Below are 23,547 nucleotides of genomic sequence, written 5' to 3'. Positions count from 1 at the left end.
GATCCTGTCGGGCGCTACAAGCGCCCCATCAGTGCGAGAATGAGGATGACGATGAGGATGAGGCCCAGGAGGCCGCTCGGGTAATAGCCCCAGCCTGCACTGTAGGGCCAGCTCGGCAGAGCGCCGATGAGCAACAATATCAGTATGACGATGAGTATCGTGGACATGGCGTTCCACCCCTTGACTTAAGCGAGTGCCATGGAAACGCGCGAAGGGGCCATTCTGTTTCAGGCGAGCTATAATTTGTTGTTCGTCCTGCGCCCGGCGCCCATGTGGAGGCGAGACGATGAAAGCCAGCACCCTCACCCTTGCCCTGTTGATGGCCGCGTCCGTCGCTGCTCCGGCCACCCAGGCCTTCGCACAGTCGCGCCCCTATGCGCCCGCGCTCACGTGCCGCGCCCTTGCCGGCATCGTCGCCTCGCGCGGCGCCGTCGTCGTCTCGACCAGCCGGACGACCTACGACCGCTATGTCGCCAACGGCAGCTTCTGCTTCCCGACACAGGTCACCCGCCCCGCCTGGGTGCGCGCCGCGGACACGCCAAGCTGCTTCATTGGCTATACCTGCAAGGAATTCGAGATCGACGACTGGTGGTGAGATGCCCGCCCTGGGGGCGGTCGCCGCCGACGGGCGGCCGTGCGCGTGCCGAAGCGCCGCGGCCCGGCCAGGCAGGCGAGCGCGAGGATCAGCCCTGCGACAGTCGCGATCATCCCTGCGGCACTGACACTGTAGGCGGCACCCAGCCAGAGCGGGCCGTAGCCGGCCAGAACATAGCCGGCGATGGCCGAGACCACGGCGAATACGACGCTCCAGGCCAGCTGCGGCACGAGCCGGTCGGTCATTAGCCGCGCGCTGGCCGGCGGGCAGATGAACATGGCGATGACGATGATCGAGCCTACGGCATCGAAGGCCGCCACCGCCGCCACAGCCACCATGACGATGAGGGCGAAGCTCACGGGCCCGGGCCGTGCGCCGACGCTTTCCGCGAATGTCGCATCGAAGGTGCCGACGACGAGTTCTTTCCAGAAAACGAGCAGGAACAAGACGACGGCGAACGTGACGAGTGCCAGGCGCGGCAGTTGCGGCGGCAGGGCCGCGAGCGCGGCAGGATCGAGGAGCGCCGCCCAGCCTGCGCTGCCCGCGAGCCAGATGAGGCTCTCGAGATTACCGTAGAGCGCGTGCTCCACGTCGAGATGCACGGAGCTCGTGTCCGATTGCTCGAGCAGCAGCACGCCCGCCGCGAAGAACGTGGTGAAGACGACGCCCATGGCCGCGCCGGGCTCGACACGACCGACCCGGCACACGATCTCGATGAGGAGGACCGCGAGGACGGCGGCGATGCCGGCGCCCAGCAGCATGGCGCCGGCCGCGACGGTGCCGGTGACGATGAAGGCGCCGACGATCCCCGGCAGCACTACGTGGCTCACCGCATCGCCGATGAGGCTCTGGCGACGCAACACGAGGAAATTGCCGAGCAGCGCACAGGAAACGCAGACGAGGATGCCGATTGCGAGCGGCACCAGGCTGAGGACAACGAAATCGGTACCCATCAGCGTACTCCGGTATCGGCCGGCTCGAGGCGCGCGGCAAGATCGGCCACAACGTCCGGCGGCAAGGCCGTCGCGATGGGCGCAAGCCCCTGGTGATCAAGGGCCCCCGCCTCATCGGGATGAAGCCGGCGGTAGAGACCCCACAAGGCCTCCTCGCGCACGGCGGCCGCAGCGGCGGCGCGGCCTTCGAGCGTCGCGACGCCATCGGCGCGGATATGTCCGGCCCGGCGCAGAACCTTGATGGTCAGGGGATCGTAGATGGCCTCGCCACGGGCGAGCGCGAGCAGGCCCTGACGCTCGTGCACGCGCCGCTGGAAACGCAGGCGCGTGGCAAGGCCGGACATCAGCCCGCGGACGGGCGACAGGACGAGCGAGACGGCGAAGAAAGCGGCGGCGGTGAGCACGATGACCGCCCCGGTCGGCAGGCCCCGGTCCGAGGCGGAGATGGCGGCGCCGACATAGCCTGCGGCGGCGCCGAAGGCGGCGGCGATGAGCACCATGCGTTCCGGCCGGTCGGTCCAGAACCGCGCCGTCACCGGCGGGATGATGGTGAGCGCGACGATGAGCACGAGGCCGGCCACCTTGAGGCCGATGACCGTGACGGCGAGCAGCACGCCCATCATGGCAAGGTCGGTGAGGCGCACGTCGATGCCGCGCGTCGCGGCATAGCCCTCGTCGAAGCACACCAGCGTGAAGGGCCGACGCAGGACGAAGATGGCAGCCCCCGTGGCAAGCGCGGCGACGGCGATGGTCTCCGCCTCCGAGCGCAGCATGCCGGCGGTCGAACCCAAGAGATAGCCGGCGATGCCGGCCTGCCCGCCGGTCTGCAGCGACTGGATGACGGTGAGCAGCACGATGCCGAAGCCGAAGAAGACGGACAGGACCGCACCGATGGCCGCATCCTCGGTGAGACGCGTGCGGCGGGTGATCCACTCGACGCAGAAGAGGCCGAGGGCGGCGCTGAACGCTGCGCCCACCATGAGCGCGACGATGTTGCGTCCGTCGCCGGTCAGGAGCGCCATCAGGATGAAGGCGAGCGCGAGGCCCGGCAGCGTGCCGTGGCTGACGGCATCGCTGACGAGCGAGCGCTTGCGCAGGAGCACGAAGGTGCCGATGGCCCCGGCGCTGCCGCCGAGGATGGCAGCACCGATGGTGACGAGGGCGGTGTTGTAGCCCGCGCCGAGGGCGAGCGCCGTGAGGAAGGCCATCATCGCCCCTCCCCCGCCGCTTCCCGCCCGACCGCGACCTCCTCCACATGGGCGGCCGCGAGACGACCGCCGTAGGTCGCCTGCAGGTTGTGCGAGGTGAAGGTGGTGGCGACCGGCCCATCAGCAATCTTACGCACATTGACGAGCAGGACATGGTCGAAATAGTCGGGCACGGTAGCGAGGTCGTGGTGCACACAGACGATGGTCTTGCCGGCGCCGTTGAGCTCCTTGAGCACGGCGATGATGGCGCGCTCGGTGGCCGCATCGACGCCGGCAAAGGGCTCGTCCATCACATAGAGGTCCGCCTCCTGGGCGAGCGCGCGGGCGAGGAAGACGCGCTGCTGCTGGCCGCCGGAGAGCTGTCCGATCTGCCGGTCGGCGAAGGCCGCCATGCCGACGCGCTCGAGGCAGGCGAGGGCCCTTTCGCGATGGCGGCGGCCGGCGAAGCGCAGGAAACCGATCTCGCGGTAGAGCCCCATCAGCACGACGTCGCGCACGGTCGCCGGGAAGTCCCAGTCGACGCTGGCACGCTGCGGCACGTAGGCGATGCGGTGGCGCGCCTTTTCATAAGGAGCGCCGAAAACCGTGACCTCGCCGGCGATGCGCGGCACGATGCCGAGCGCCGCCTTGATGAGCGTCGACTTGCCGGCGCCGTTGGGGCCGACGATGGCAACCATCGCCCCCTTCGGTACGACGAAGTCAATCGAGAACAGCACGGGCTTCTCGCCGTAGCTGACCGTCAGCCCGTTGATGGCGAGCGGACTGTCGGGATGGCTCTCGCCGAGCGTGCGGCCGTTGTCGGCGATCAGGGTCGGGGTACTCATGGCGTCATGCCTCTTCAATCGACCGGGTCGAGCTTGCCCTGAAAGCCCCTGGCCGGCGCGTCGCCGCCGAGCGCCCGGGCGATCGTCGTGAGATTGTGGTCGATCATACCGACGTAGGTGCCTTCGTAGGTGCCCGGCCGACCCATGGCATCGGAATAGAGCTCGCCGCCGATGACCACCTTGTGGCCGCGCGCCGCCGCCCCTTCGATGAGGGCCCTGACGTTGCGGTCCGGCACCGAGGTCTCGACGAAGATGGCGCCGATCCTGCGCTCGACCAACGTGCCGACAAGATCCTCGATGTGCTTGAGCCCCGCCTCGCTCTCGGTCGAGATGCCCTGGATGCCGAGCACCTCAAAGCCATAGGCGCGGCCGAAGTAGCGGAAGGCATCGTGCGCGGTCACGAGGACGCGAGCCTCCGCCGGTACGCTGGCCATGGCCTTCTCGCCATAGGCGGCGAGCGCATCGATCTCGCCTAGATGTACATCGGCATTGCGGCGAAAGGTCGCCTCGCCGGCCGGGTCGAGCGCAATCAGCGCATCGCGCGCGGCAAGAACGACCCCCTTCCAGATGCGCGGCGCCATCCAGACGTGCGGATCGTAGCGGCCCTCGTAGTCCTCGTGCGCCAGCAATTCAGCCTTCGGCAGAGTTTCGCCAAGAGCGAAAACCCTTTTGTGCTTCGCAAGGTCGACGAAAAAGGCCTCGAGCTGGGCCTCGAGGTAGAGCCCGTGCCACATCACGGCGTCAGCCTGCGTCATGGCGACAATATCGGAACGGGTCTGGCGATAGGTGTGCGGATCGACACCCGGACCCATCAGGGCCTTTATCTCGGCCCGGTCCCCTGCCACCTGGCGCACGGCGTCGGCGATCATGCCGGTCGTGGCAACGATGACGAGCTTGCGAGCCGGCGGCGTTTGCGCCGCGGCCGGGCCGGCTGCGACCATGAAACCAAGCAGGGCAGCAGCCACCATAGCCATGAGGCCGCGTCGCGTCGCATCGGGCATGAAACGCCTCTCCTTATTGCGAATGAATTGCAATTGCAGATATAGGCGACGCGCAGCCGCGGCGCAAGTGCAAACGAGTTGCATTACGAATCGGTGCCCCGCCCCGCGACCATGTATCTAGCGGCGTTGCGGGCCGGGCCTCTGGCCGCGTGGGGGAACCGGGCCAAGACAGGCGCCCGGCACAGCCGAATCCGGCGTTCTTTGATCCGCATCAAACAATCGGCCGCCGGCTCGTCCTATGGCCTGTGAGACGGGCGGATTTCCGCACCCGTCGCAGGGACCAGGAGCGGAGCGGGAGCAACGCCACCATGATATCGGAACTGACGAGGGGCGAGAGGCGGCTGGCTCTTGCCGTGCTGACGGCCGTGGCGACATTCGGCCTTGCCCTGGCCATCGCCGGCCGGGGGGACATTCTTGCCGTGCACGGCGGGCTCATCATGGCCTCGGCCGTCATCCTGATGTTCTTCGTCATCGCCGGCTTCTATGCGCCAGAGCCGGGCGAGGAGCGCCTCGCCCAGTATTACGACACGCCGACGAAGGCCGGCGTCGTGCTCGCCATGATCTGGGGCGTCATCGGCATGGGCGTGGGCGACTGGGTCGCCTGGCTGCTCGTCTATCCAGACATGACCTTCGACGCCGCCTGGGCGAGCTTCGGCCGCCTCAGGCCGGTGCACACCTCCGGCGTCATCTTCGGCTTCGGCGGCAACGCGCTCATCGCCACCTCCTTCCACGTCCTGCAGCGCACGTCCCGCGCCCGCCTGCCCGACCAGTTCAGCCCGTGGTTCGTGCTCGTCGGCTACAACCTCTTCTGCCTCATCGCGGCGAGCGGCTATCTCCTCGGCATCACCCAGTCGAAGGAATATGCCGAGCCCGAGTGGTACGCCGACCTGTGGCTCGTCGTCGTGTGGGTCGTCTATTTCTCGATCTACCTGCGCACGCTGATGCGCCGGCAGGAACCGCATATCTACGTGGCCAACTGGTACTACATGGCCTTCATCCTGGTCGTGGCCATCCTGCACATCGTCAACAACCTCGCCGTGCCGATCTCCTTCGGCAGCGCCAAGAGCTACTCGGCCTTCTCGGGCGTGCAGGATGCGATGACGCAGTGGTGGTACGGCCACAACGCGGTCGCCTTCTTCCTCACCGCCGGCTTCCTCGGGATGATGTACTACTACCTGCCCAAGCGCGCGGGCCGGCCGGTGTTCTCCTACCGCATGTCGATCCTCGGCTTTTGGGGCATCACCTTCATGTACATGTGGGCGGGCTCGCACCACCTGCACTACACGGCCCTGCCGCAATGGGTGCAGACGCTCGGCATGACCTTCTCGATCATGCTGATCGTGCCCTCGTGGATGGCGGCGGCGAACGCTCTGCTCACCCTCAACGGCGCCTGGCACAAGGTGCGTGATGACGCCACGCTGCGCTTCATGATGCTGGCGGCAGTGTTCTACGGCCTCTCGACCTTCGAGGGCTCGTTCATGTCGATCCGCGCCGTCAACTCGCTCTCGCACTACACGGACTGGACGGTCGGCCACGTGCATGCCGGCGCGCTCGGCTGGGTAGCGCTCATCACCTTCGGCTCGATCTATGCCGTCGTGCCGTGGGTCTGGAAGCGGCCGGCCATGTATTCCAACAAGCTCGTCGAGGTGCACTTCTGGCTCTCGCTGGCCGGCACGCTCGTCTACGTCTTCGCAATGTGGAACTCGGGCATCATCCAGGGCCTGATGTGGCGTACCTACAACGAAGGCGGCACGCTCGCCTATTCCTTCATCGACTCGCTCGTGGCGATGCGGCCCTACTACATCGCCCGTGCCATCGGCGGCCTCCTCTTCGTCATCGGCGCAGTCGTCGGCCTCTACAACGTGTGGATGACCATCCGCGAGGCGTCGGCCGAACGGGCCGACGCGCCCGACGCGCCCGTCGTTCCCGCCCTCGCCCGGTCGCTCCAAGCGGGAGAATGATTGAGATGTTCGGCATCCATCAAAAGCTCGAACGCAACGCCATCGGCTTCGTCGTCGCCATCATCGTGGTGTCGAGCATCGGCGGCTTCATGGAGATCGCCCCGCTCTTCACCATCGACGAGACGGTCGAGGAGGCGCCCGATATGCGCGTCTACACGCCGCTCGAACTCGCGGGGCGCAACATCTACATCCGTGAGGGCTGCTATGCCTGCCACTCGCAGATGATCCGCACCCTGCGCGACGAGGTGGAGCGCTACGGACCCTATTCGCTGGCGGTCGAGTCGAAATACGACCACCCGATGCTCTGGGGCTCCAAGCGCACGGGGCCGGACCTCGCCCGCATCGGCGGCAAGTATTCCGATGCCTGGCACGTTGCGCATCTCATCAACCCGCGCGACGTGGTGCCGGAATCGATCATGCCGGCCTACCGCTGGCTCGCCGAGACGCCGCTCAAGGTGAACGACCTCTCCGACCATCTCGCCGCCCAGCGCGTGGTCGGCGTGCCCTATACGGACGAGATGATCGCCAACGCCACCGCCGACGCCTATGGCCAGGCGATGCCGGACGGCCCCTTCGCGGCCGGCGTCACCGCCCGCTACGGCGAGGCTACCAACGTGCGCGCCTTCGATGGCAAGCCCGAGCGGGTGAGCGAGATGGATGCGCTCGTCGCCTACCTGCAGGTGCTCGGCCGCCTCACGGACGCCGCCCACCAGCAGACCGCATCGACCGAAGGGGCGAAGCCATGATCGACCACGACACGCTCGTCGCGTTCTCCAAATCCTACGGCCTCTTCTACCTCATGGCGATGGCCATCACCGTCGTCGCCTACACCTTCTGGCCCTCCAACAAGGAGCGGTTCGAGGAAGCTGCCAAGAGCATCATCGACGACGAGGACACGCCATGTCGGTAGGCGAGCACGATCCCTACACCGGTCAGCGAATGACCGGGCACGAGTGGAACGGCATCAAGGAACTGAACACCCCAGTGCCGAAGGCGGTGTGGTTCTTCCTCTCCGTCACAGCCCTCTTCGCCTTCGTTTACTGGGTGCTGATGCCGGCCTGGCCGCTCGGCGTGACCTATACGAAGGGCCTGCTCGGTATCGACCAGCGCGAGATCGTGCGCGAGAGCGTCGCCGAGGCCGCGCGCCAGCGCAGCTGGGCGCAGCGCATCGCGCAGGACGATTATGCCACCATCCAGGCGGATGCAGGCCTGATGCAGAAGGTGCGCGAGAGCGGCCGCGCCCTCTTCGGCGACAATTGCGCGGTCTGCCACGGCACCGCCGGCAAGGGCGGGCCCGGCTATCCTAACCTCACGGCCGGTGCATGGCTGTGGGGCGGCACGCCCGAGGCGATCGCCGAGACGATCCGTGTCGGCATCAACAGCGGCCATCCCGAGGGCCGCATCGCACAGATGCTCGCCTTCGGCCGCGACCAGATGCTCGACAGAGCGGCCGTACTCAACGTCGTCACCTATGTGCAGTCGCTGAGCGATCCGACCCTCGCGAGCGGGCCGGAAAAAGAAGCGATTGTCGCGGGCAAGGAGGTCTATGACGCCAACTGCGCCTCGTGCCACGGGCCAGAGGGCAAGGGCAGCACCGACGTGGGGGCTCCTGACCTGACGGACGGCTTCTGGATCTACGGCGGGGACCGCCAGTCGATCTTCAATACCGTCTACGGTGGTCGCCAGGGCCACATGCCGGCGTGGGAGACGCGGCTCTCGGAGCTCGACCGCAAGATCCTCACGCTCTACGTGCTCGACCTCGGCGGAGGCAAGTGACCCATGACGGCGAGGACACGACATCGGGATCCGGCCCGCAAGCCTTTGTCGCGGGGGCGCCTCACGGCCTTCCTCATCGTCGCGGTGGCGGCCGCGGTGATCATCGGAGCGAACGCGCATCTCGTCGCGGTGGCGCTGTCCTCGCAGCCGGACTGCGTCGCCCATCTGAAGGCGCCGGGCGGGGGCGAAGGCGCCTTCCGCGCGGCCAAGTCATCGTGCTGAGCGGACGGAGCGAGGAAAAAGGACATGAGCACAGTCGCGCACGAAGCGCCGGTCAAGCCCGCCCGCGTCGATCTCGATCGCGGACTGCCTGCGTCGGAGGCCCTCACTTGGCTCCGGAAGGGCTGGCGGGACTTCACGGTGCAGCCAGGGGCGAGCCTCGCCTACGGCGTTCTCGTCTTCGCCGTCTCAGTCATCACGATCTGGGGGTTGTTCGCCTTCGGATTCGACTACATCCTCTTCCCTGCCTTGGCTGGGTTCATGGTGGTCGGACCGGTGCTCGCCATCGGCCTCTACGAAAAGAGCCGGCGCCTTGCCGAGGGGCGAAGGGCGAGCCTTGCCGGCATGATCTTCGTGAAGGCGGCCTCGACGGGGCAGATCCTCTTCACCGGCGCGCTCCTGATGATGCTGATGCTGGTATGGATGCGTGCAGCCGTCATCATCTACGCGCTGTTTTTCGGCTGGCAGCCCTTCGTACCCGGCCTCGGGCCGATCACGGCGATGCTGTTCGGCACACCACTCGGCCTTGCCATGCTCGTCGTCGGCAGCCTCGTCGGGGCACTGTTCGCTGCCTTCTCCTTTGCCATCAGCGCCTTCTCAATCCCGATGCTGCTCGACCGGCGCGTGGATGCCTTCACGGCCATGGGCAAGAGCATGGCGCTGGTGTGGAACAATCTGCCCGTGATGCTCGCCTGGGGCGCCATCGTGCTCGCGCTCTTCCTAGCGAGCCTCGTCACGGGCCTCCTCGGGCTCATCATCACCTTCCCGGTGCTCGGCCACGGCACCTGGCACGCCTACAAGGCCATCGCGCAGGAGGAATGACCCCATGAGCTGCTGCGGGCCGGCCACGCTCGCCCTCGCCGCCGCGCCCGCGGCCGCTGAAGGAGGGCCCTCGCGGGAGGAGATCGTCCTCGCCAGCCATCGCATCGGCGAGGGCCTGTGGCAGACGGACCTGTCCGTTCCGGCCGTGCATTGCGGTGCCTGCATGCGCACGGTCGAGAACGCGCTCGGGCGCATCGACGGCGTCGAGGGCGCGCGCGTCAACCTCTCCACGCGCCGCGTCTCGGTGCGCTGGCGCGAGGCGGCGGACCCGAGCGCCTTCGTCCCGACGCTTGCGGCCATCGGCTATCCCGCCCATCTCGACGACCCGGCAGCCGACGAGCGCGACGAGACGCTCTCCAGCCTCGTGCGTGCGCTCGCGGTGGCGGGCTTCGGCGCGATGAACATCATGCTGATGTCAGTAGCGGTGTGGTCCGGCGCCGAGGCCGGCGCACGCGACCTCTTCCACCTCATCTCCGCCGCCATCGCCCTGCCGACCATCGCCTATTCCGGCCGCGTCTTCTTCAGCTCCGCCTGGAACGCACTCAGCCACGGGCGCACCAACATGGACGTGCCGATTTCCATCGGCATCCTCATCGCCTTCGGCATGAGCCTTTACGACACGGTGAACAGCGGTGCTCATGCCTATTTCGACGCAGCCGTATCGCTCATCTTCTTCCTGCTCATCGGCCGCACGCTCGATCATGTCATGCGCGAGCGGGCACGCACCGCCGTCAAGGGCCTCGCGCGTTTCGCCGCGCGCGGCGCCCATGTGGTCCGTGGCGACGGACGGCAGGAATACCTGCCGCTCTCCGAAATCGCTCCCGGCATGACGCTGATGGTGGCCGCGGGCGAACGCATCCCGGTTGACGGCGAGATCATCGCCGGGCAATCGGACATCGACTGCTCGCTCGTCAACGGCGAGAGCCTGCCGCGCGAGGCCGGCCCCGGCACCGCCGTGGAGGCCGGCACGCTCAACCTCACCGGGCCGGTGACGATGCGGGCACGGGCGGCGGCAAAGGATTCCTTCCTCGCCGAGATGTTGCGCCTCATGGAGGCGGCGGAAGGTGGACGCTCGCGCTACCGGCGGCTCGCCGACCGCGCGGCCTCTCTCTATGCGCCTTTCGTCCATGCGGCTGCGCTCGTCACCTTCATCGGCTGGATGCTTGTCGGCGGCGGCTGGCACCAGTCGCTCACCGTCGCTGTCGCCGTGCTCATTATCACCTGCCCCTGCGCGCTGGCGCTCGCCGTGCCGATGGTGCAGGTGGTCGCCGCCCGCCGCCTTTTCGAGGCCGGCATCATGGTCAAGGACGGAGGCGCGCTGGAGCGCATCACCGAGATCGACACCGTCGTCTTCGACAAGACGGGGACGCTGACGCAGGGCATCCTCGCGCTTACGAATGCCGGCGACATTGCACCGGCCGAACTTGCGGTCGCCGCGGCCATCGCCGCCCATTCGCGCCACCCCCATGCGCGCGCCATCGCCGCCGCCGCGCAGCACCGGGTGCGGCTGGCGCCCGTCTTCGACAGCGTCGGCGAACATCCCGGCCTCGGGCTCGAGGCGACCGCGGGCGGCCATGTCTACCGCCTCGGCCGCGCGGCCTGGGCGCTCCGCGACGCCAGCGGCATCACCGGCACCGTCCTCTCGCGTAACGGCCGCCTCGTCGCCGGCTTTTCATTCGCCGACCGACTGCGGCCGGGCGCGCAGCAGGCGGTGCGGGCGCTCAAGGCCGAGGGGCTCAGGATCGTCCTCCTCTCCGGCGACCGCAGCGATGAGGTCCTGCGCCTTGCCGCCGAGCTCGGCATTACCGAATGCGCCGGTGACCTCGTGCCGGGCGACAAGGTGGCGATCCTCGCCGCGCTCGCCGCCGACGGCCGCAAGGTGCTGATGGTCGGCGACGGGCTCAACGACGCGCCGGCGCTCGCCGCCGCGCATGCGTCGATGGCACCGGCCACGGCCGCCGACATCGGCCGCAACGCAGCCGACTTCGTCTTCCTGCGCGACGGGCTCGAGGCCGTGCCGGCGGCCCTCGGCCTCTCCCGCGCGGCGCAAGCGCTGACCCGCCAGAACTTGGCCCTCGCGCTGATCTACAACGCCATCGCCCTGCCCTTCGCGGTGTTCGGCTTCGTGACACCGCTCTTCGCCGCCGTGGCCATGTCATCCTCTTCGGTGATCGTGGTTGCGAATGCGCTGCGCCTCGGCCGTGCCGACGGCGGCGCCCGAGAGGCGGGCCGGCGCGTCGGCCGGATGTCGGAGGCACGTGCATGAGCGACTTTTTCTACCTCATCCCGCTGTCGCTGGGCCTCGGTTTCGTCGGGCTCGCCGTCTTCCTCTGGTCGCTGCGCGGCGGCCAGTACGAGGATCTCGACGGCGCGGCCGAACGTGTACTCGATGACGAGGACGCGCCCATCCTGCCGCACGGAAAGTCCGCCTCCAGCCAATGCTGAACCATGCCATCGCGGGGACGCCGAGCCAGTGGAGGCATGCTCCAACCGCTTCAATAGCGCTGTTTGCAGATCGTTTTCGCCCTATCTGCGAATGCTCGGCGGCTATTCGGCTGCGACCGTAGGGCTCCTGATGGCGCCGCGCGGGATCGACACCATGATCGCCATGCTCATCGCCGGCCGGCTGTCTTCGCCCCGACCCGCGTCTCATTGATGCTCACGGGTATCATGATGCTCGCCTATTCGCTCTGGAACGAGAGCTACTGGACACAGGAGCCTCGGTCGCGACGCTGACCATGACGACCGTGCTGCTCCTGTCCGTGCTACGGCTCCTGATGATGCGCCGGCCGGACCTGCCGACCGCAAGGGCGAACCGGGCCATGCCGTGATGGACTGATCCCCATAACCCTTGAAAAGTAAGGCTTTCCCGGCTAAATGAAGAGCAAGCGGTCACCGTGACACGGGCCGCAGCCGGACCGGGGTCCGGAGATGTCGCCCATGCACGGTCCTCCACCGGAGGATGTGGCCATGAGGACGACGCAGTACGTGTCCCTCTCCTTCACCTTGCATGTTCGCTGGCCGCGCCGGCGGCGCGGCTTTGCGGCCCTGCCACGGCGAAGGCCGGCTGCGCGCGTCACGGGCGACCGGTGTGTCAAGGAAGGAGCAGTGTCATGCCAGCGAGAATGATGAGGAAGACGGAGCATACGGCGCTCGACGTCGGCAATGCCCTCGTCGGCGTCTGCCTCGCACTCAGCCCTTGGGTGCTGGGCTTCACCATGGAGGCAGCGGCCTCCTGGAACGCTTGGCTCGTTGGGGCGGCGATCGCGCTCATCGCCATCGGCGCGCTCGTCTCCTTCGCGGAATGGGAGGAATGGGCGAACCTGGCGCTCGGCATCTGGGCGCTGATCTCGCCGTGGGTGCTCGGCTTCACCGGGATCGCTGCGGCGTTCTATCCGCACGTGATCGCGGGCGTGATCGTCGCCGTCCTCGCCGCGATCGAGCTGTGGTTCATCCACCGTCAGCCGGTAGGCGCCGCCTGACGGCAAGCTCATCCGGGCGGGCCCAGCCGTCCGTGGCAGGGCTCGCCCCTCATCATTGTCCCATGCTCCGGTCGCCGCGCCGGCCGCTGCCGCGTCAGCCCCTGTCCGGCAAACCAACGTGCAGCTTTTCGCGCAACGCCGCCAGCGCTCGACGACTCTCAGCGACTTCGCCCGGCGACATGCCGGTCATCTCCAAGATCCTCGCCGGCACGCAGGCCGCCTCGTGGGCGAGGTTGCAGCCCGCCAACGTCAGGCTGACTTCCGCGATGCGTATCCTTGTTTGCGGCCATGCAAGGCGCCCCCAGTCCTCCCGCTCGATATAATCGCGCGATTTGATCGCAATGCCCGCTTACCCCTGCCTGCCATTCGGGATGCCCCCGATACGGGTGCCTGAAACCCAATCGCTTGCAATCGGCCAGAGGCGCACCCCGTTCGGTCGCTCAATCGCCCGGGCGGCCGACATGCCTCAGCGCCACGGCGGCAAGCACCGCGAGAATGGCGACTGATACGGCGCTGACGACAGCAGCAGCGGTGAAGCCCGCCATGAAGGCGGCCCGCGCCTGGTCGATCAGCCCCGCCGGCAGCCTGCCGGCGATGGCGGAGGCCGCCCAGAGGCTGTCCGCAACCGCTTCGCGCGCATCGCCGGCGAGCGTCTCCATCCCCCGCCCCGCCATTGCGCCGCGATAGACAGCGGTGGCGAGGCTGCCGAGCGCGGCGACGCCGAGGGAGGCGCCGAGGTCCTGCACTGTCTCCGACAATGCAGACGCCGACCCCGCCTTCTCGGGGGGCGCCGAACCGACGACGAGATCCGTACCGAGCGCCGCGATCGCCCCGAGCCCGAGATAGGCCAACGAGAAGCCGGCGCCCAGCAGCCCCAGGTCCGAACCGCCGCCGTCGAGCTGCGTCAGCATGAGATAGCCGGCAACAGACAGGGCAAGCGCGCCGGAGACCACATATCCCGGCCTGACGCGCCGCGCGACAAGCGGCGCGCCGATGCCGGCAACGACCATGGCCACGGCCGGCGGTCCCATCCAGAGACCGGCGACGAGCGGCGAAAGGCCGGCCACCAGCTGCAGGTACTGCGTGACGAGCAGCATGGTGCCCCCGACGGCGACGAGGCCGAAGAGCAGCACCACCAGCGCAATGCCGAACGCCTTTTCGGCGAACAGGCTCATGTCGACGAGCGGGTCCGCGAGACGCCGCTGCCGCCGCACGAAGATGAGCGCGACGAGTACCCCGAGCCCCATGGCGACGGCTGCCTCGGGCGTGGGCCCGTCCTTCGCGAACCGCTTGACGCCGTAAATGACCGGCAGCATGGCGGCGAGTGACAGGACGACGCTCGGAAGGTCGAGGCGGCCAGCGCGCGGGGCGCGGTATTCCGGCAACAGGACCGGGGCGAGGACGAGCAGCAGCGCAACGACGGGGACGGCCAAGAGAAATGCGGCGCCCCACCAGAAATGCGCCAACAGGGCGCCGCCCACGATCGGTCCCAGAGCCATGCCGGCCGCGAACATGGTGGCCCAGACACCGATCGCCAACGCCCGCTCGCGGGGGGCGACGAACATGTTGCTGATGAGCGCCAGGGTGGACGGCATCAGCGTCGCGCCGGCGATCCCGAGCGCCGCACGCGCCGCGATCAGCATCGGTGCGGAGGGCGAGAAGGCCGCGGCGATCGAGGCGGCGGCGAAGGCGGCAGCGCCGATCATCAGGAGTCGGCGACGCCCAATGCGGTCACCCAGGGTGCCCATGGTGACGAGAAAGCCCGCGATCAGGAAACCGTAGGCATCCATGACCCAGAGCGCCTGCGTGCTCGTTGCCTGCAGGTCGGCGGCGAGCGCTGGCAGCGCCAGATGCAGCAGCGTCAGATCAAGCCCGAGTAAGATCGTCGGCAGGGAAAGAAGGGCAAGGCCCAGCCATTCCCGCAGCCGCGCCGAGGACGGGACCGTCGCGGCGTCGCCCAGGACCGCGTCTGGAAGAGAAATGTCGATGTCGCAGCGAGATGTCATGTTGCCTCCTTGTCGGAGGACTGTCGGCACGACATCATCCTGTTACAATATTGGAAGTTATCCTGTTACTTGGAGCAATCCCCTGACGAACCGAACCCTCGCCCGCACACGAAGCGACCTGTCGGACTTCCTGATACGCCACCGCCGCAGGCTGACGCCTGCCGACGTCGGCCTCGCCTCGACGGGTCGGCGCCGCACGCCGGGTCTCCGGCGCGAGGAGGTTGCTGCCCTCGCTGGCGTCGGACTGACCTGGTACACGTGGTTCGAGCAGGGGCGCGACATTCAGGTCTCCGAGGATTTCCTTCTCAACGTGTCGAAGGCCCTTAGGCTGGACGACGCGGAATGCTGCCACCTCTTTCTGCTGGCGCATCGGCGCCCACCGCCGCTCGAAGACTATCAGTGGCTCTCGGTCAGCCCGCTCATCCAGCAGATGCTGGACGATCTCGCCGCGCGGCCGGCCTGTGTCGTCAACCTGCGCTGGGACGTGATCGCCTGGAATGCGGCCATCGACCGGCTGCTCGGCCTCTCCGGCCGCGAGCAGGCGGACCGCAACATCATGCGCATGCTCTTCGCCGACCCCGACCTGCGCCGGCGGCTGCCGGCATGGCATCGGGATGCGCCAAGGTTGCTCGCCCAGTTCCGTTACGATGTCGCCGCCGCGCCGGAGAGCCCGGTGCTCGCATCGCTGATCGGCGAGCTCAAGAGCCTGTCGGCGGATTTCCGGCGCTGGTTCGAGCAGCCGACCATGGACAGCTACAGCCGCGGCATCAGCGCCGTCATCGATCCGCACGGCAGGCATCGCACCTTTCGTCACGAGGTGCTGACGGTCGATGAACATCGCCATCTCAGGATGGTAGTCTATTTCGAGGATCCGTCGCCGGCTGAAAAACGGGACCCGTAGCTCCTGCCCACGCCGAGGGCGCAGGTCCCGATTGTCTTCATGGCCCTTGCCAGCGCCACATTGCCCTTCGAGGATGCTGGAAGCGCGCTGCCCTCACGTCCGCCCGCCAGTGCCGTCGAGATGCGCGCGCCGGCAAGCGAGCGCAGTTGGAGAGAACAACCATGCAGACAGAGCCCCGATTGAAGCGCCCCGAGCTTTTCCGCTCCACCAATCTCATCGGCGGCGAATGGGTCAAGGACAGCTCGGCCGGCGAGCCCATCGCAGTCACCGATCCGGCGACCGGCCGGCTCCTCGGCACAGTGCCCAACGCCGGAGCGGCCGAAACCACCCGAGCCATCGCGGCCGCCGATGCCGCCTTTCCGTCCTGGCGGGCAAAGACCGCGGCCGAGCGGGCCGATCACCTGCGCCGCCTCGCCCAACTCGTCGCCGACAACAAGGAGGATCTCGCCCGCATCCTCACAGCCGAGCAGGGCAAGCCGCTCGCTGAGGCGCGCGGCGAGGTCGGCATGTCGGCTGCGTATGTGCTGTGGTTCGCCGAGGAGGGCCGGCGCATCTACGGCGACGTCATCCCCTCGCCGTGGCAGAACCGGCGCATCCTCGTCACGAAGGACCCGGTGGGCGTCGTCGGCGCCATCACGCCGTGGAATTTCCCCTCCTCCATGATCGCGCGCAAGCTCGGCGCCGCGCTCGCCGCCGGCTGCACCATCGTGGTCAAGCCAGCCTCGCAGACGCCCTATTCGGCGCTCGCCTGGGGCGTGCTCAGCGAGGAGGCCGGCATTCCCGCCGGCGTCGTCAACATTCTCACCGGGGCGGCGCGGCAGATCGGCGGAGAGCTGACGTCGAACCCCCTCGTTAAGAAGATCACCTTCACCGGCTCGACGGAGGTCGGCAAGCAGCTCGCCGAACAGGCGGCGCGCACCATGAAGAAGGTGTCGATGGAGCTCGGCGGCAACGCGCCCTTCATCGTCTTCGACGACGCCGACCTCGACCGCGCCGTCGAGGGCGCCATGATTGCCAAGTACCGCAACGCCGGCCAGACCTGCGTCTGTACCAATCGTTTCCTCGTCCAGGAGGGCATCTACGAAGCCTTCGCCGAACGCCTCGCCAAGGCCTCGGCCGGCATGAAGATCGGCAACGGCTTCGAGGACGGCGTCGTGCAGGGCCCGCTCATCGACGAGAAGGCGGTCGCCAAGGTGGAGGAGCATATCGCCGACGCCCTCGCCAAGGGCGGGCGCATGCTCACGGGCGGCCGGCGCCACCAGAGCCTCGGCGGCAATTTCTTTGAGCCGACGGTGATCGCGGACGCAACGCCGGCCATGGCCGTCGCCCGCGAGGAGACATTCGGACCGCTGGCCCCTCTCTTCCGCTTCAAGGATGAGGCACAGGCCGTGCAGCTTGCCAACGACACGCAATACGGCCTCGCCTGCTACTTTTACACGCGCGACCTCGGCCGTGCCTTCCGCGTTTCGGAAGCGCTCGAATACGGCCTCGTCGGCATCAACGAGGGGCTGATCACCACCGAGGTCGCGCCTTTCGGCGGGGTCAAGGAATCCGGCGTCGGGCGCGAGGGCTCCAAATATGGGATCGACGATTACCTGAACATCAAATACGTCTGCGTCGGCGGCCTGTGAGGCAAGCGCAGCCCTCCCCAGCGGGTTTCCGCAACACCCCCGCGCCGGCTCCGGCGACCGGCTCGGGCATCGAGCAGCGGCTCCGTTCCCAACCTTGTCATCGCATGGACGATAGGGGGCTCGGCCTCGCCACCTTTTTCCTATCGCCGGCGCCGCTGGCGCCTCCCTCGCGGCGATCAGCCGTTCGGCGGCGCGTTTCCCGTTTCCGGATCATAGCCCAATGCCCTCGATAGCGGGCCAACCATGTCAGCCTTGTTCTGATTGGTATAGTTCGTGTTCTGATGCTTCCGGACGAAGGGATACATGACCCCATCGTCATCGTCGTGCATCAGTTCATACTTATGGCCGAACTCATGCTTGAGGACACCATCATCGAGATGATTGAAGGCGATCATCATGTACGCCCTGCCAGGAGCGGCCTGACCGATGACGCCATGAGGGACATCAGAAACAAGTATGTACGTCGTTGCGGAGTCGATAACCATGGGGCGATTGTGGGGATTACGATTGTTCTCATAGATGTAGAGAGCCAGGTCATCCCGGAAGCGGCGCCCATCCCGGCGCGCCAGATCCTGCGCACCCGTCGGCGCGTGGCCGTTGAAGTCGAACCTGAAATCCCAACTCAGCGGAACGTTGGGCGCAAAGGTCTCAAAGTCGGTGGCAACCGGCTCGATCCCCTTCTTCTGAATGGCATCTATGATTCTGCTCTGGATCGAGGGATCGCCGATCTCGCCGCCGAGGGCTTTGGCAACATTCGGGTGGACGAGGAAGATGCTATCCTTTGAACCGACGGACTGCCTTGGCGGCGGATGGTCCGGTTCCCACTTGATCGTCTCGTAGAGCCTCCCGCCGCCCCGGCGAGGCTGACCGATCTGGTTGCCGGCACCTTTCGGCTCGCCCGTCTCGAGACCCAGCTTCTTCAAAGTGCCGTCGGCGGTGCGCCAGCCGACCTGACGTGGTTGTCCATCCGCACCGATGCGAAAGACGGGATCGCCGTGCGTCGTGTCCCACGACGGCAGCTTGTCGGGAGTGTCGTCATTCTTGCGCGACACCTGATAGATCTTGCGATGGCGCGGGCGATGCTTGCGCGCCCCATCCACGGCCCTCTCCCGGCGCAGCTCCGCATCGCCAGCGACATCCGAACAGGCGCGGGTCTCAGGAAACATCTGATTGATGAAGGTTGCGGCCTCTCGAATTTGTTCCTCGAGCCTGGCCCCCACCTCCGGAGCCGGAGGATGGAAGGCCGGCGAACCTACGTTGCCCGGCCCCACACCCGGCCTCTGCGGCAAGAACGGCGCCCGATGATCGGCTGTCATGGAAATACCGAGGGACAGGTTGTTGAAAACGGATGCTGGAATCATTCTTTCACTCGCAATTCGACATGCCGCTACAGACCAGGCGACAAACAGCGATGGGGGATGTTGCGTCCCATCCGGAACGCCGCTCCCGGACCGACCCGCCCGGACGTTCACAACCAAACGCAGAGAACTCAAGTTCGAAATATATAAAACTGTCGTGTCATCTCACGCGTGAAGAATAATGTATTCATGGCGCCCGTCAGCATATCAGAACCCCGAACGACTTTTATGACAAGTGATATACGTTCGAAAGACAACGCGGCACAACAACACAACTTACAGGCAGCCGCCATGCTTGCTGCTGCCGCCGGCCTTCGTGTCGACCCAAGTCGGAGCGCGATCGTCGTCAGGCGGTAAGCCGCAGGATCGGCCCGCGGCATCAATGCCGATCGCCGGGCATGGGTGTGGGCGTCGTGAAGGGAAACCTTGAAACGTTCATCTGCAGCCGTGTCGGGAAGCCTGCGCCTGGCAATCCGCCGCTCCGGCGCAGCCACCGGGACTGGTCTGCCCTGGTCTTGCTGCCGACCGCCCGATCAACGGGCTTGCAATGACACGCCGCCCTGTCTATGCACGCACCATCGATGCTGCGCTGCAGCAGCCTTTGTTCCCAGAGACGAACGAGCCGATGTAAGCTACGCGCTCTCCTGCCTGTATCTGCGTTCCCCGCTCGGCCGCGCCGTGTCGGCGATCGCGTGCTCTCAGGCGGCCGCTGCGACATCCCGTTCTCTCCTGTTCCTTCACGACAAACTGACCTCTCTTGCCGCGCCGGACCAACGGCGCGCCTGCACGGAGCCCTGTTTCTATGTCCTCCTCCCTTTCGCGGCTCAGAACCGAATGGTTCGGCAACATCCGCGCCGACATTCTCGCCGGCCTCGTGGTCGCCCTGGCTCTCATCCCGGAGGCCATCGCCTTCTCCATCATCGCCGGCGTCGACCCCAAGGTCGGGCTCTATGCCTCCTTCTCGATTGCCGTCATCATCGCCTTCACGGGCGGGCGCCCCGGCATGATCTCGGCGGCAACGGCGGCAACGGCCGTACTGATGATCACGCTCGTCAAGGAACACGGGCTGCAATACCTGCTCGCCGCGACGGTGCTCGCCGGCGTCTTGCAGGTCGGCGCTGGCCTGTTGCGGCTCGGTTACGTCATGCGCTTCGTCTCGAAATCGGTCATGACCGGCTTCGTCAACGCCCTCGCGATTCTCATCTTCATGGCGCAGCTGCCGGAGCTCACCAATGTGCCGTGGCTCACCTATGTGATGGTGGCGGCGGGGCTCGCCATCATCTACCTACTGCCCCTCATCACGAAGACGATCCCCTCGCCGCTCGTCTGCATCGTCGTGCTCACCGCCGTCTCGATCGGCCTCGGACTCGATCTGAGAACCGTCGGCGACATGGGCGAACTGCCGTCCACGCTGCCCGTCTTCCTCCTGCCGGACGTGCCGCTGAATCTCGACACGCTTCTTGTCATCCTGCCCTATTCGGCAGCGGTGGCCGCCGTCGGCCTGCTCGAATCCCTGATGACGGCCACCATCGTCGACGAACTGACCGACACGAGGAGCGACAAGAACCGCGAGTGCATCGGCCAGGGCATCGCCAATTTCGCCACCGGATTCATCGGCGGCATGGCGGGCTGTGCCATGATCGGCCAGTCCGTCATCAACGTGAAGTCGGGCGGCCGCGGGCGGCTGTCCACCTTCTGTGCCGGCGTCTTCCTGCTCGTCCTGTGCGTGGGCCTCGGCGACTGGGTGAAGCAGATTCCCATGGCCGCCCTCGTCGCCGTGATGATCATGGTCTCGATCGGCACTTTCAGTTGGGTGTCGCTGAAGAACCTCGCCACCCATCCGCGCTCGTCCTCCATCGTCATGGTGGCGACCGTCCTCGGCGTCATCGCCACGCACAACCTCGCCATCGGCGTTCTCATCGGCGTGCTGCTGTCCGGCATCTTCTTCGCCTGGAAGATCGCCCAGATCTTCCGCGTCACATCATATCTGTCGCCCGACGGAACCCACCGTACCTATGTCGTCGAGGGCCAGGTCTTCTTCGCCTCTGCGGATGCCTTCACCGATGCCTTCGATTTCAAGGAGGCGCTGGAGAAGGTCACAATCGATGTCTCGCGCGCCCACATCTGGGACATTTCCAGCGTTGCAGCGCTCGACATGGTAGTGCTCAAATTCCGGCGGGAGGGTGCCGAGGTCGAGATCCTCGGGCTCAACGAAGCGAGCGAGACCATCGTCGACCGGCTCGCCATCCATGACAAGCCCGGCGCCCTTGAGCGCCTGATGGGCCATTGAGGGGAAACGCCATGACGAAGCTTCTCGCCCTGATCGATGCCTCCGTCTATGCGCAAAGCGTCTGCGACCATGCCGCTTGGGCGGCCGCCCGCCTGGACGCCTCGGTCGAGGTGCTGCATGTCCTGGGCCGACGCGACACCTCCAGCATTCCCGCGGACTATACCGGCAGCCTCTCGGCGGATGCCCGCGACACCCTGCTCGCCGAACTCGCCGCGCTGGACGAGGAGAAGGCACGCCTTGCCCAGAAGCGCGGTCGTCTCGTCCTCGACGAAGCGAAGGCGCGCCTTGCCGCTGCCGGCATCGATGCCGTGACCAGCCTGCGCCTTGGCGATCTCACTGAAACGGTCGCCGAGCGCGAGATGGACGCCGAACTCGTGGTCATCGGCAAGCGCGGCGAGGCAGCGGATTTCGCCAAGCTGCACCTCGGCTCCAACCTGGAACGTGTGGTGCGCGCCAGCCGCCGCCCGGTACTTGTCGCGGCGCGCGCCTTCAGGCCAATCGAACGCGTCCTCGTCGCCTTCGACGGCGGCGCCAGTGCTCTGAAGGCGGTGGACCACATTGCGCGCAGCCCGATGTTCGCCGGGCTTTCCTGCCGGCTGCTCATGGTGGGCGCTGAGACGTCCGACGCGCGGAAGAAGCTCGACGGCGCCGTGGCCCAGCTCGCCGCCGCGGGCTACGTGCCGAAAGCCGACCTCGTGCCCGGCCAGCCGGAACAGGTGATTGCCCAGAGCGTCGAACGCGAGGGCATCGACCTCCTTGTCATGGGCGCCTACGGCCACTCCCGCATCCGCAACCTCATTGTCGGTTCGACCACCGTCGAGATGGTCCGTTCCTGCAAGATCCCGATCATGATGTTCCGGTAGGGCATCAGGGAAGCGGAGGATGCGCTCCGGGTTGCAAGGGAGGCAGGGCAGACGTGCCTTGCCCGTACTGTCCTACCGGCGCGCCCCTGTCTAGGCTCACGGCCATGCCACCATTCGACAACGGCTGCCCAACTTGCAGCGTGCGCGCGGCACCGCTTCCTGTCCGGTGCGCTCCTGCGGGAGCCGGCGCCGGTCGTCATTGCGTCCCTTCCGGCACCGTGGCCCGTCAGGCGGTGGGCCTCGACCATGGCTGATGTACCAGGCATCGCCGGGCCGCAGACGGGCGCGGCCCGTCCCGCACCGGGTCTTCGGTCGGCTGGTCTTCAGCGCGCTCCGGCGCCGACCGAATTCGTCGTCGCCGCCATCGTGATGACCATGTCATCCGCCTTCGGGCAGACCTATTTCATCGCGGTCTTCGCGCCGTGGCTGAAAGCCGACCTCGCTCTCTCCGACGGCGGCTTCGGCACCCTGTACAGCCTGGGCACGATCGCCAGCGCCTGCGTTCTGATGTGGGGCGGGAAGATCGCCGACCGCTTCAGGATCCGCGGACTGGCGGTGCTCGCGCTTCTTGCCCTGGCCGCGATGTGCATGGGAATGTCACAAGTCCGTTCGCCATGGCTGCTGCTTCCGATCCTGTTCGGGCTGCGCCTGTTCGGCCAGGGCGCAATGGGACATCTGGCGCTCACCGGCGTCGGCCGGTGGTATATCAAGCGGCGCGGCCGCATGATGTCGCTCGCGGTGCTGGGATTTCCGGTGAGCGAAGCGTTCATGCCGGCGACCGCCGTCGCCCTCATGGCGGCGATAGGCTGGCGCCAGACGTGGCTCGTCGGCGCCTTCGTCCTCTGTGCCGTGTCCGTTCCGCTCACGCTCGCCCTGCTGCGTCGGGAGCCGCGGCACGATCACACCGAGACCGGCGGCGAGGCGGAAGGCACCGGCCAGAAACAGTGGACCCGCGGGGAGGTCCTGCGCCGTCCCGAATTCTTTGCCGCCCTGGTCGCGGTCGTGGCGCCCTCCTTCGTCATGACGGGGATATTCTTTCATCAGGCCTATCTCGTTGACGACAAGGGCTGGACGCTTTCCTGGTTCGCCGGCTGGTTCCCGGTCTATGCGAGCGTGAGCGTGGTCACGGCACTGTCCACCGGCTGGCTCATCGATCGTTTCGGCTCGATCCGGCTGTTGCCGTTCTTCCTTTTGCCGATGGCGGGCGCCGTCACCGTCCTCGCCCTGTCGGCTTCGCCATGGAGTGTGCCGGTCTTCATGGCCCTCGGTGCACTCACCAACGGGGGCGCCTCGACGCTGCTCGGCGCGCTATGGGCGGAGCTGTTCGGCACGCGCCATCTCGGCGCGATCCGATCCGTCGCCTTTGCGGCCCAGGTCATTGCCTCGGCACTCGCGCCGGGGCTCATGGGCGTTCTACTCGATCTGGGCGCGCCGCTTGCTCTGCAATATCTCGCCATGGTGGCCTATGCTCTTGCCGCCGCGGCATGCCTGGGAGTGCTCATGCCGCGACTGCGTCGGCTGGCGCGATTCTAGGCCGTAGACTCATAACCGCGTAGCCAGATGCGGATGGACGCGAGCTTCACGGCGGCGAGGAAGTTTTCCGCCGTCTTGTCGAAGCGGGTGGCGATACGGCGGAAGTGTTTGATCTTGTTGAAGA

General features: G+C 67.0%; 22 protein-coding genes and 1 pseudogene. 15 read left to right on the top strand and 8 right to left on the bottom strand.

Annotated elements, in window-relative coordinates; genetic code table 11:
* Positions 1 to 14 precede the first annotated feature (14 nt).
* On the bottom strand, positions 15 to 167 hold the full coding sequence (locus P2T65_RS18685) for a DUF3309 family protein (RefSeq protein ID WP_071923285.1): 153 nt from the start codon (positions 165 to 167) through the stop codon (positions 15 to 17).
* Between the two features lie 119 nt (positions 168 to 286).
* Between P2T65_RS18685 and P2T65_RS18680 the strand changes: the two genes are divergently transcribed.
* Positions 287 to 595 carry a hypothetical protein gene (locus tag P2T65_RS18680; RefSeq protein WP_055460302.1) on the top strand — a complete coding sequence of 103 codons (309 nt, stop codon included), beginning with the start codon at positions 287 to 289 and terminating at the stop codon, positions 593 to 595.
* On the opposite strand, the gene P2T65_RS18675 is transcribed toward P2T65_RS18680, so the two are convergent.
* From P2T65_RS18675 to P2T65_RS18660, 4 genes are read right to left on the bottom strand one after another with little or no spacing between them, the layout of a single operon-like run.
* A complete protein-coding gene (locus P2T65_RS18675; protein ID WP_276200468.1) occupies positions 556 to 1,548 on the bottom strand; it encodes a metal ABC transporter permease in 993 nt (330 codons plus the stop codon). The genes P2T65_RS18680 and P2T65_RS18675 overlap by 40 nt on opposite strands.
* The gene (locus P2T65_RS18670; RefSeq protein ID WP_055460300.1) at positions 1,548 to 2,759 is read right to left on the bottom strand and encodes a metal ABC transporter permease; all 1,212 of its coding nucleotides are present in this window, start codon (positions 2,757 to 2,759) and stop codon (positions 1,548 to 1,550) included. The genes P2T65_RS18675 and P2T65_RS18670 overlap by 1 nt, the downstream gene beginning before the upstream one ends.
* Positions 2,756 to 3,580: a metal ABC transporter ATP-binding protein gene (locus P2T65_RS18665; protein WP_063187360.1), complete on the bottom strand. Its 825-nt coding sequence runs from the start codon at positions 3,578 to 3,580 to the stop codon at positions 2,756 to 2,758. The genes P2T65_RS18670 and P2T65_RS18665 overlap by 4 nt, the downstream gene beginning before the upstream one ends.
* Before the next feature lie 14 nt (positions 3,581 to 3,594).
* On the bottom strand, positions 3,595 to 4,581 hold the full coding sequence (locus P2T65_RS18660; RefSeq protein WP_055460298.1) for a zinc ABC transporter substrate-binding protein: 987 nt from the start codon (positions 4,579 to 4,581) through the stop codon (positions 3,595 to 3,597).
* Positions 4,582 to 4,889: 308 nt separating this feature from the next.
* Between P2T65_RS18660 and ccoN the strand changes: the two genes are divergently transcribed.
* The 9 genes from ccoN to P2T65_RS18615 all read left to right on the top strand — a co-directional run bounded on the left by ccoN (position 4,890) and on the right by P2T65_RS18615 (position 12,841).
* A complete protein-coding gene (gene ccoN, locus P2T65_RS18655; RefSeq protein WP_055460297.1) occupies positions 4,890 to 6,542 on the top strand; it encodes a cytochrome-c oxidase, cbb3-type subunit I in 1,653 nt (550 codons plus the stop codon).
* Positions 6,539 to 7,288, top strand: a complete 750-nt coding sequence (ccoO, locus tag P2T65_RS18650) for a cytochrome-c oxidase, cbb3-type subunit II (RefSeq protein ID WP_026015350.1) — start codon at positions 6,539 to 6,541, stop codon at positions 7,286 to 7,288. Before ccoN ends, ccoO begins: the two co-directional genes overlap by 4 nt.
* Entirely contained in the window at positions 7,285 to 7,452 is a 168-nt protein-coding gene (locus tag P2T65_RS18645; RefSeq protein ID WP_055460296.1) for a cbb3-type cytochrome c oxidase subunit 3, read from the top strand. Before ccoO ends, P2T65_RS18645 begins: the two co-directional genes overlap by 4 nt.
* Positions 7,443 to 8,318: a cytochrome-c oxidase, cbb3-type subunit III gene (gene ccoP / locus P2T65_RS18640; RefSeq protein ID WP_055460295.1), complete on the top strand. Its 876-nt coding sequence runs from the start codon at positions 7,443 to 7,445 to the stop codon at positions 8,316 to 8,318. Before P2T65_RS18645 ends, ccoP begins: the two co-directional genes overlap by 10 nt.
* A 3-nt stretch (positions 8,319 to 8,321) precedes the next feature.
* Positions 8,322 to 8,540 (top strand): hypothetical protein, encoded by a 219-nt coding sequence (locus tag P2T65_RS18635; protein WP_055460294.1) that lies wholly within the window; start codon positions 8,322 to 8,324, stop codon positions 8,538 to 8,540.
* Positions 8,541 to 8,564: 24 nt separating this feature from the next.
* Positions 8,565 to 9,359 (top strand): DUF2189 domain-containing protein, encoded by a 795-nt coding sequence (locus tag P2T65_RS18630; RefSeq protein WP_055460293.1) that lies wholly within the window; start codon positions 8,565 to 8,567, stop codon positions 9,357 to 9,359.
* Between the two features lie 4 nt (positions 9,360 to 9,363).
* Positions 9,364 to 11,625, top strand: coding sequence for a heavy metal translocating P-type ATPase (locus P2T65_RS18625; RefSeq protein WP_276200467.1), 2,262 nt, complete (start codon positions 9,364 to 9,366; stop codon positions 11,623 to 11,625).
* Positions 11,622 to 11,804, top strand: coding sequence for a cbb3-type cytochrome oxidase assembly protein CcoS (ccoS, locus tag P2T65_RS18620; RefSeq protein ID WP_055460291.1), 183 nt, complete (start codon positions 11,622 to 11,624; stop codon positions 11,802 to 11,804). Before P2T65_RS18625 ends, ccoS begins: the two co-directional genes overlap by 4 nt.
* Positions 11,805 to 12,472: 668 nt before the next feature.
* On the top strand, positions 12,473 to 12,841 hold the full coding sequence (locus P2T65_RS18615) for an SPW repeat protein (RefSeq protein ID WP_245280589.1): 369 nt from the start codon (positions 12,473 to 12,475) through the stop codon (positions 12,839 to 12,841).
* 440 nt (positions 12,842 to 13,281) lie between these two features.
* On the opposite strand, the gene P2T65_RS18610 is transcribed toward P2T65_RS18615, so the two are convergent.
* Entirely contained in the window at positions 13,282 to 14,847 is a 1,566-nt protein-coding gene (locus P2T65_RS18610; protein WP_276200466.1) for an MFS transporter, read from the bottom strand.
* Between P2T65_RS18610 and P2T65_RS18605 the strand changes: the two genes are divergently transcribed.
* Positions 14,846 to 15,748 carry a helix-turn-helix transcriptional regulator gene (locus P2T65_RS18605; protein WP_276200465.1) on the top strand — a complete coding sequence of 301 codons (903 nt, stop codon included), beginning with the start codon at positions 14,846 to 14,848 and terminating at the stop codon, positions 15,746 to 15,748. The genes P2T65_RS18610 and P2T65_RS18605 overlap by 2 nt on opposite strands.
* A 161-nt stretch (positions 15,749 to 15,909) precedes the next feature.
* Positions 15,910 to 17,379, top strand: a complete 1,470-nt coding sequence (locus P2T65_RS18600) for an NAD-dependent succinate-semialdehyde dehydrogenase (RefSeq protein ID WP_276200464.1) — start codon at positions 15,910 to 15,912, stop codon at positions 17,377 to 17,379.
* Positions 17,380 to 17,555: 176 nt separating this feature from the next.
* Here the strand turns inward: P2T65_RS18600 and P2T65_RS18595 are convergent, their stop codons facing one another.
* A complete protein-coding gene (locus tag P2T65_RS18595; protein ID WP_276200463.1) occupies positions 17,556 to 18,740 on the bottom strand; it encodes a hypothetical protein in 1,185 nt (394 codons plus the stop codon).
* Positions 18,741 to 19,539: 799 nt separating this feature from the next.
* Here P2T65_RS18595 and P2T65_RS18590 point away from each other — a divergent pair.
* The 3 genes from P2T65_RS18590 (at position 19,540) to P2T65_RS18580 (ending at position 23,423) form a co-directional block, all read left to right on the top strand.
* The gene (locus P2T65_RS18590) at positions 19,540 to 21,027 is read left to right on the top strand and encodes a SulP family inorganic anion transporter (protein ID WP_063187339.1); all 1,488 of its coding nucleotides are present in this window, start codon (positions 19,540 to 19,542) and stop codon (positions 21,025 to 21,027) included.
* Between the two features lie 11 nt (positions 21,028 to 21,038).
* The gene (locus P2T65_RS18585) at positions 21,039 to 21,890 is read left to right on the top strand and encodes a universal stress protein (RefSeq protein ID WP_055460284.1); all 852 of its coding nucleotides are present in this window, start codon (positions 21,039 to 21,041) and stop codon (positions 21,888 to 21,890) included.
* A gap of 246 nt (positions 21,891 to 22,136) precedes the next feature.
* Positions 22,137 to 23,423, top strand: a complete 1,287-nt coding sequence (locus P2T65_RS18580) for an MFS transporter (RefSeq protein ID WP_055460283.1) — start codon at positions 22,137 to 22,139, stop codon at positions 23,421 to 23,423.
* On the opposite strand, the pseudogene P2T65_RS18575 reads toward P2T65_RS18580, so the two are convergent.
* A pseudogene (locus P2T65_RS18575) lies at positions 23,420 to 23,547 on the bottom strand (IS5/IS1182 family transposase); the annotation flags it as partial. The gene P2T65_RS18580 and the pseudogene P2T65_RS18575 overlap by 4 nt on opposite strands.

The sequence above is a fragment of the Chelatococcus sp. XZ-Ab1 genome (assembly GCF_029309855.1).
Lineage (GTDB): Bacteria > Pseudomonadota > Alphaproteobacteria > Rhizobiales > Beijerinckiaceae > Chelatococcus_A > Chelatococcus_A sambhunathii.
Note: the sequence above shows the minus strand (reverse complement) of the source record. Positions and strands in the feature narration are given on the sequence as shown.

Coding starts and splice junctions, on each gene's coding strand:
- ccoS (WP_055460291.1), top strand. CDS start 11,622: ATGAGCGACTTTTTCTACCTCATCCCGCTGTCGCTGGGCCTCGGTTTC.
- P2T65_RS18615 (WP_245280589.1), top strand. CDS start 12,473: ATGCCAGCGAGAATGATGAGGAAGACGGAGCATACGGCGCTCGACGTC.
- P2T65_RS18645 (WP_055460296.1), top strand. CDS start 7,285: ATGATCGACCACGACACGCTCGTCGCGTTCTCCAAATCCTACGGCCTC.
- P2T65_RS18685 (WP_071923285.1), bottom strand. CDS start 167: ATGTCCACGATACTCATCGTCATACTGATATTGTTGCTCATCGGCGCT.
- ccoP (WP_055460295.1), top strand. CDS start 7,443: ATGTCGGTAGGCGAGCACGATCCCTACACCGGTCAGCGAATGACCGGG.
- P2T65_RS18590 (WP_063187339.1), top strand. CDS start 19,540: ATGTCCTCCTCCCTTTCGCGGCTCAGAACCGAATGGTTCGGCAACATC.
- P2T65_RS18580 (WP_055460283.1), top strand. CDS start 22,137: ATGGCTGATGTACCAGGCATCGCCGGGCCGCAGACGGGCGCGGCCCGT.
- P2T65_RS18610 (WP_276200466.1), bottom strand. CDS start 14,847: ATGACATCTCGCTGCGACATCGACATTTCTCTTCCAGACGCGGTCCTG.
- P2T65_RS18670 (WP_055460300.1), bottom strand. CDS start 2,759: ATGATGGCCTTCCTCACGGCGCTCGCCCTCGGCGCGGGCTACAACACC.
- ccoO (WP_026015350.1), top strand. CDS start 6,539: ATGATTGAGATGTTCGGCATCCATCAAAAGCTCGAACGCAACGCCATC.
- P2T65_RS18625 (WP_276200467.1), top strand. CDS start 9,364: ATGAGCTGCTGCGGGCCGGCCACGCTCGCCCTCGCCGCCGCGCCCGCG.
- P2T65_RS18675 (WP_276200468.1), bottom strand. CDS start 1,548: ATGGGTACCGATTTCGTTGTCCTCAGCCTGGTGCCGCTCGCAATCGGC.
- P2T65_RS18660 (WP_055460298.1), bottom strand. CDS start 4,581: ATGCCCGATGCGACGCGACGCGGCCTCATGGCTATGGTGGCTGCTGCC.
- P2T65_RS18635 (WP_055460294.1), top strand. CDS start 8,322: ATGACGGCGAGGACACGACATCGGGATCCGGCCCGCAAGCCTTTGTCG.
- P2T65_RS18665 (WP_063187360.1), bottom strand. CDS start 3,580: ATGAGTACCCCGACCCTGATCGCCGACAACGGCCGCACGCTCGGCGAG.
- P2T65_RS18630 (WP_055460293.1), top strand. CDS start 8,565: ATGAGCACAGTCGCGCACGAAGCGCCGGTCAAGCCCGCCCGCGTCGAT.
- P2T65_RS18600 (WP_276200464.1), top strand. CDS start 15,910: ATGCAGACAGAGCCCCGATTGAAGCGCCCCGAGCTTTTCCGCTCCACC.
- ccoN (WP_055460297.1), top strand. CDS start 4,890: ATGATATCGGAACTGACGAGGGGCGAGAGGCGGCTGGCTCTTGCCGTG.
- P2T65_RS18595 (WP_276200463.1), bottom strand. CDS start 18,740: ATGATTCCAGCATCCGTTTTCAACAACCTGTCCCTCGGTATTTCCATG.
- P2T65_RS18605 (WP_276200465.1), top strand. CDS start 14,846: ATGTTGCCTCCTTGTCGGAGGACTGTCGGCACGACATCATCCTGTTAC.
- P2T65_RS18680 (WP_055460302.1), top strand. CDS start 287: ATGAAAGCCAGCACCCTCACCCTTGCCCTGTTGATGGCCGCGTCCGTC.
- P2T65_RS18585 (WP_055460284.1), top strand. CDS start 21,039: ATGACGAAGCTTCTCGCCCTGATCGATGCCTCCGTCTATGCGCAAAGC.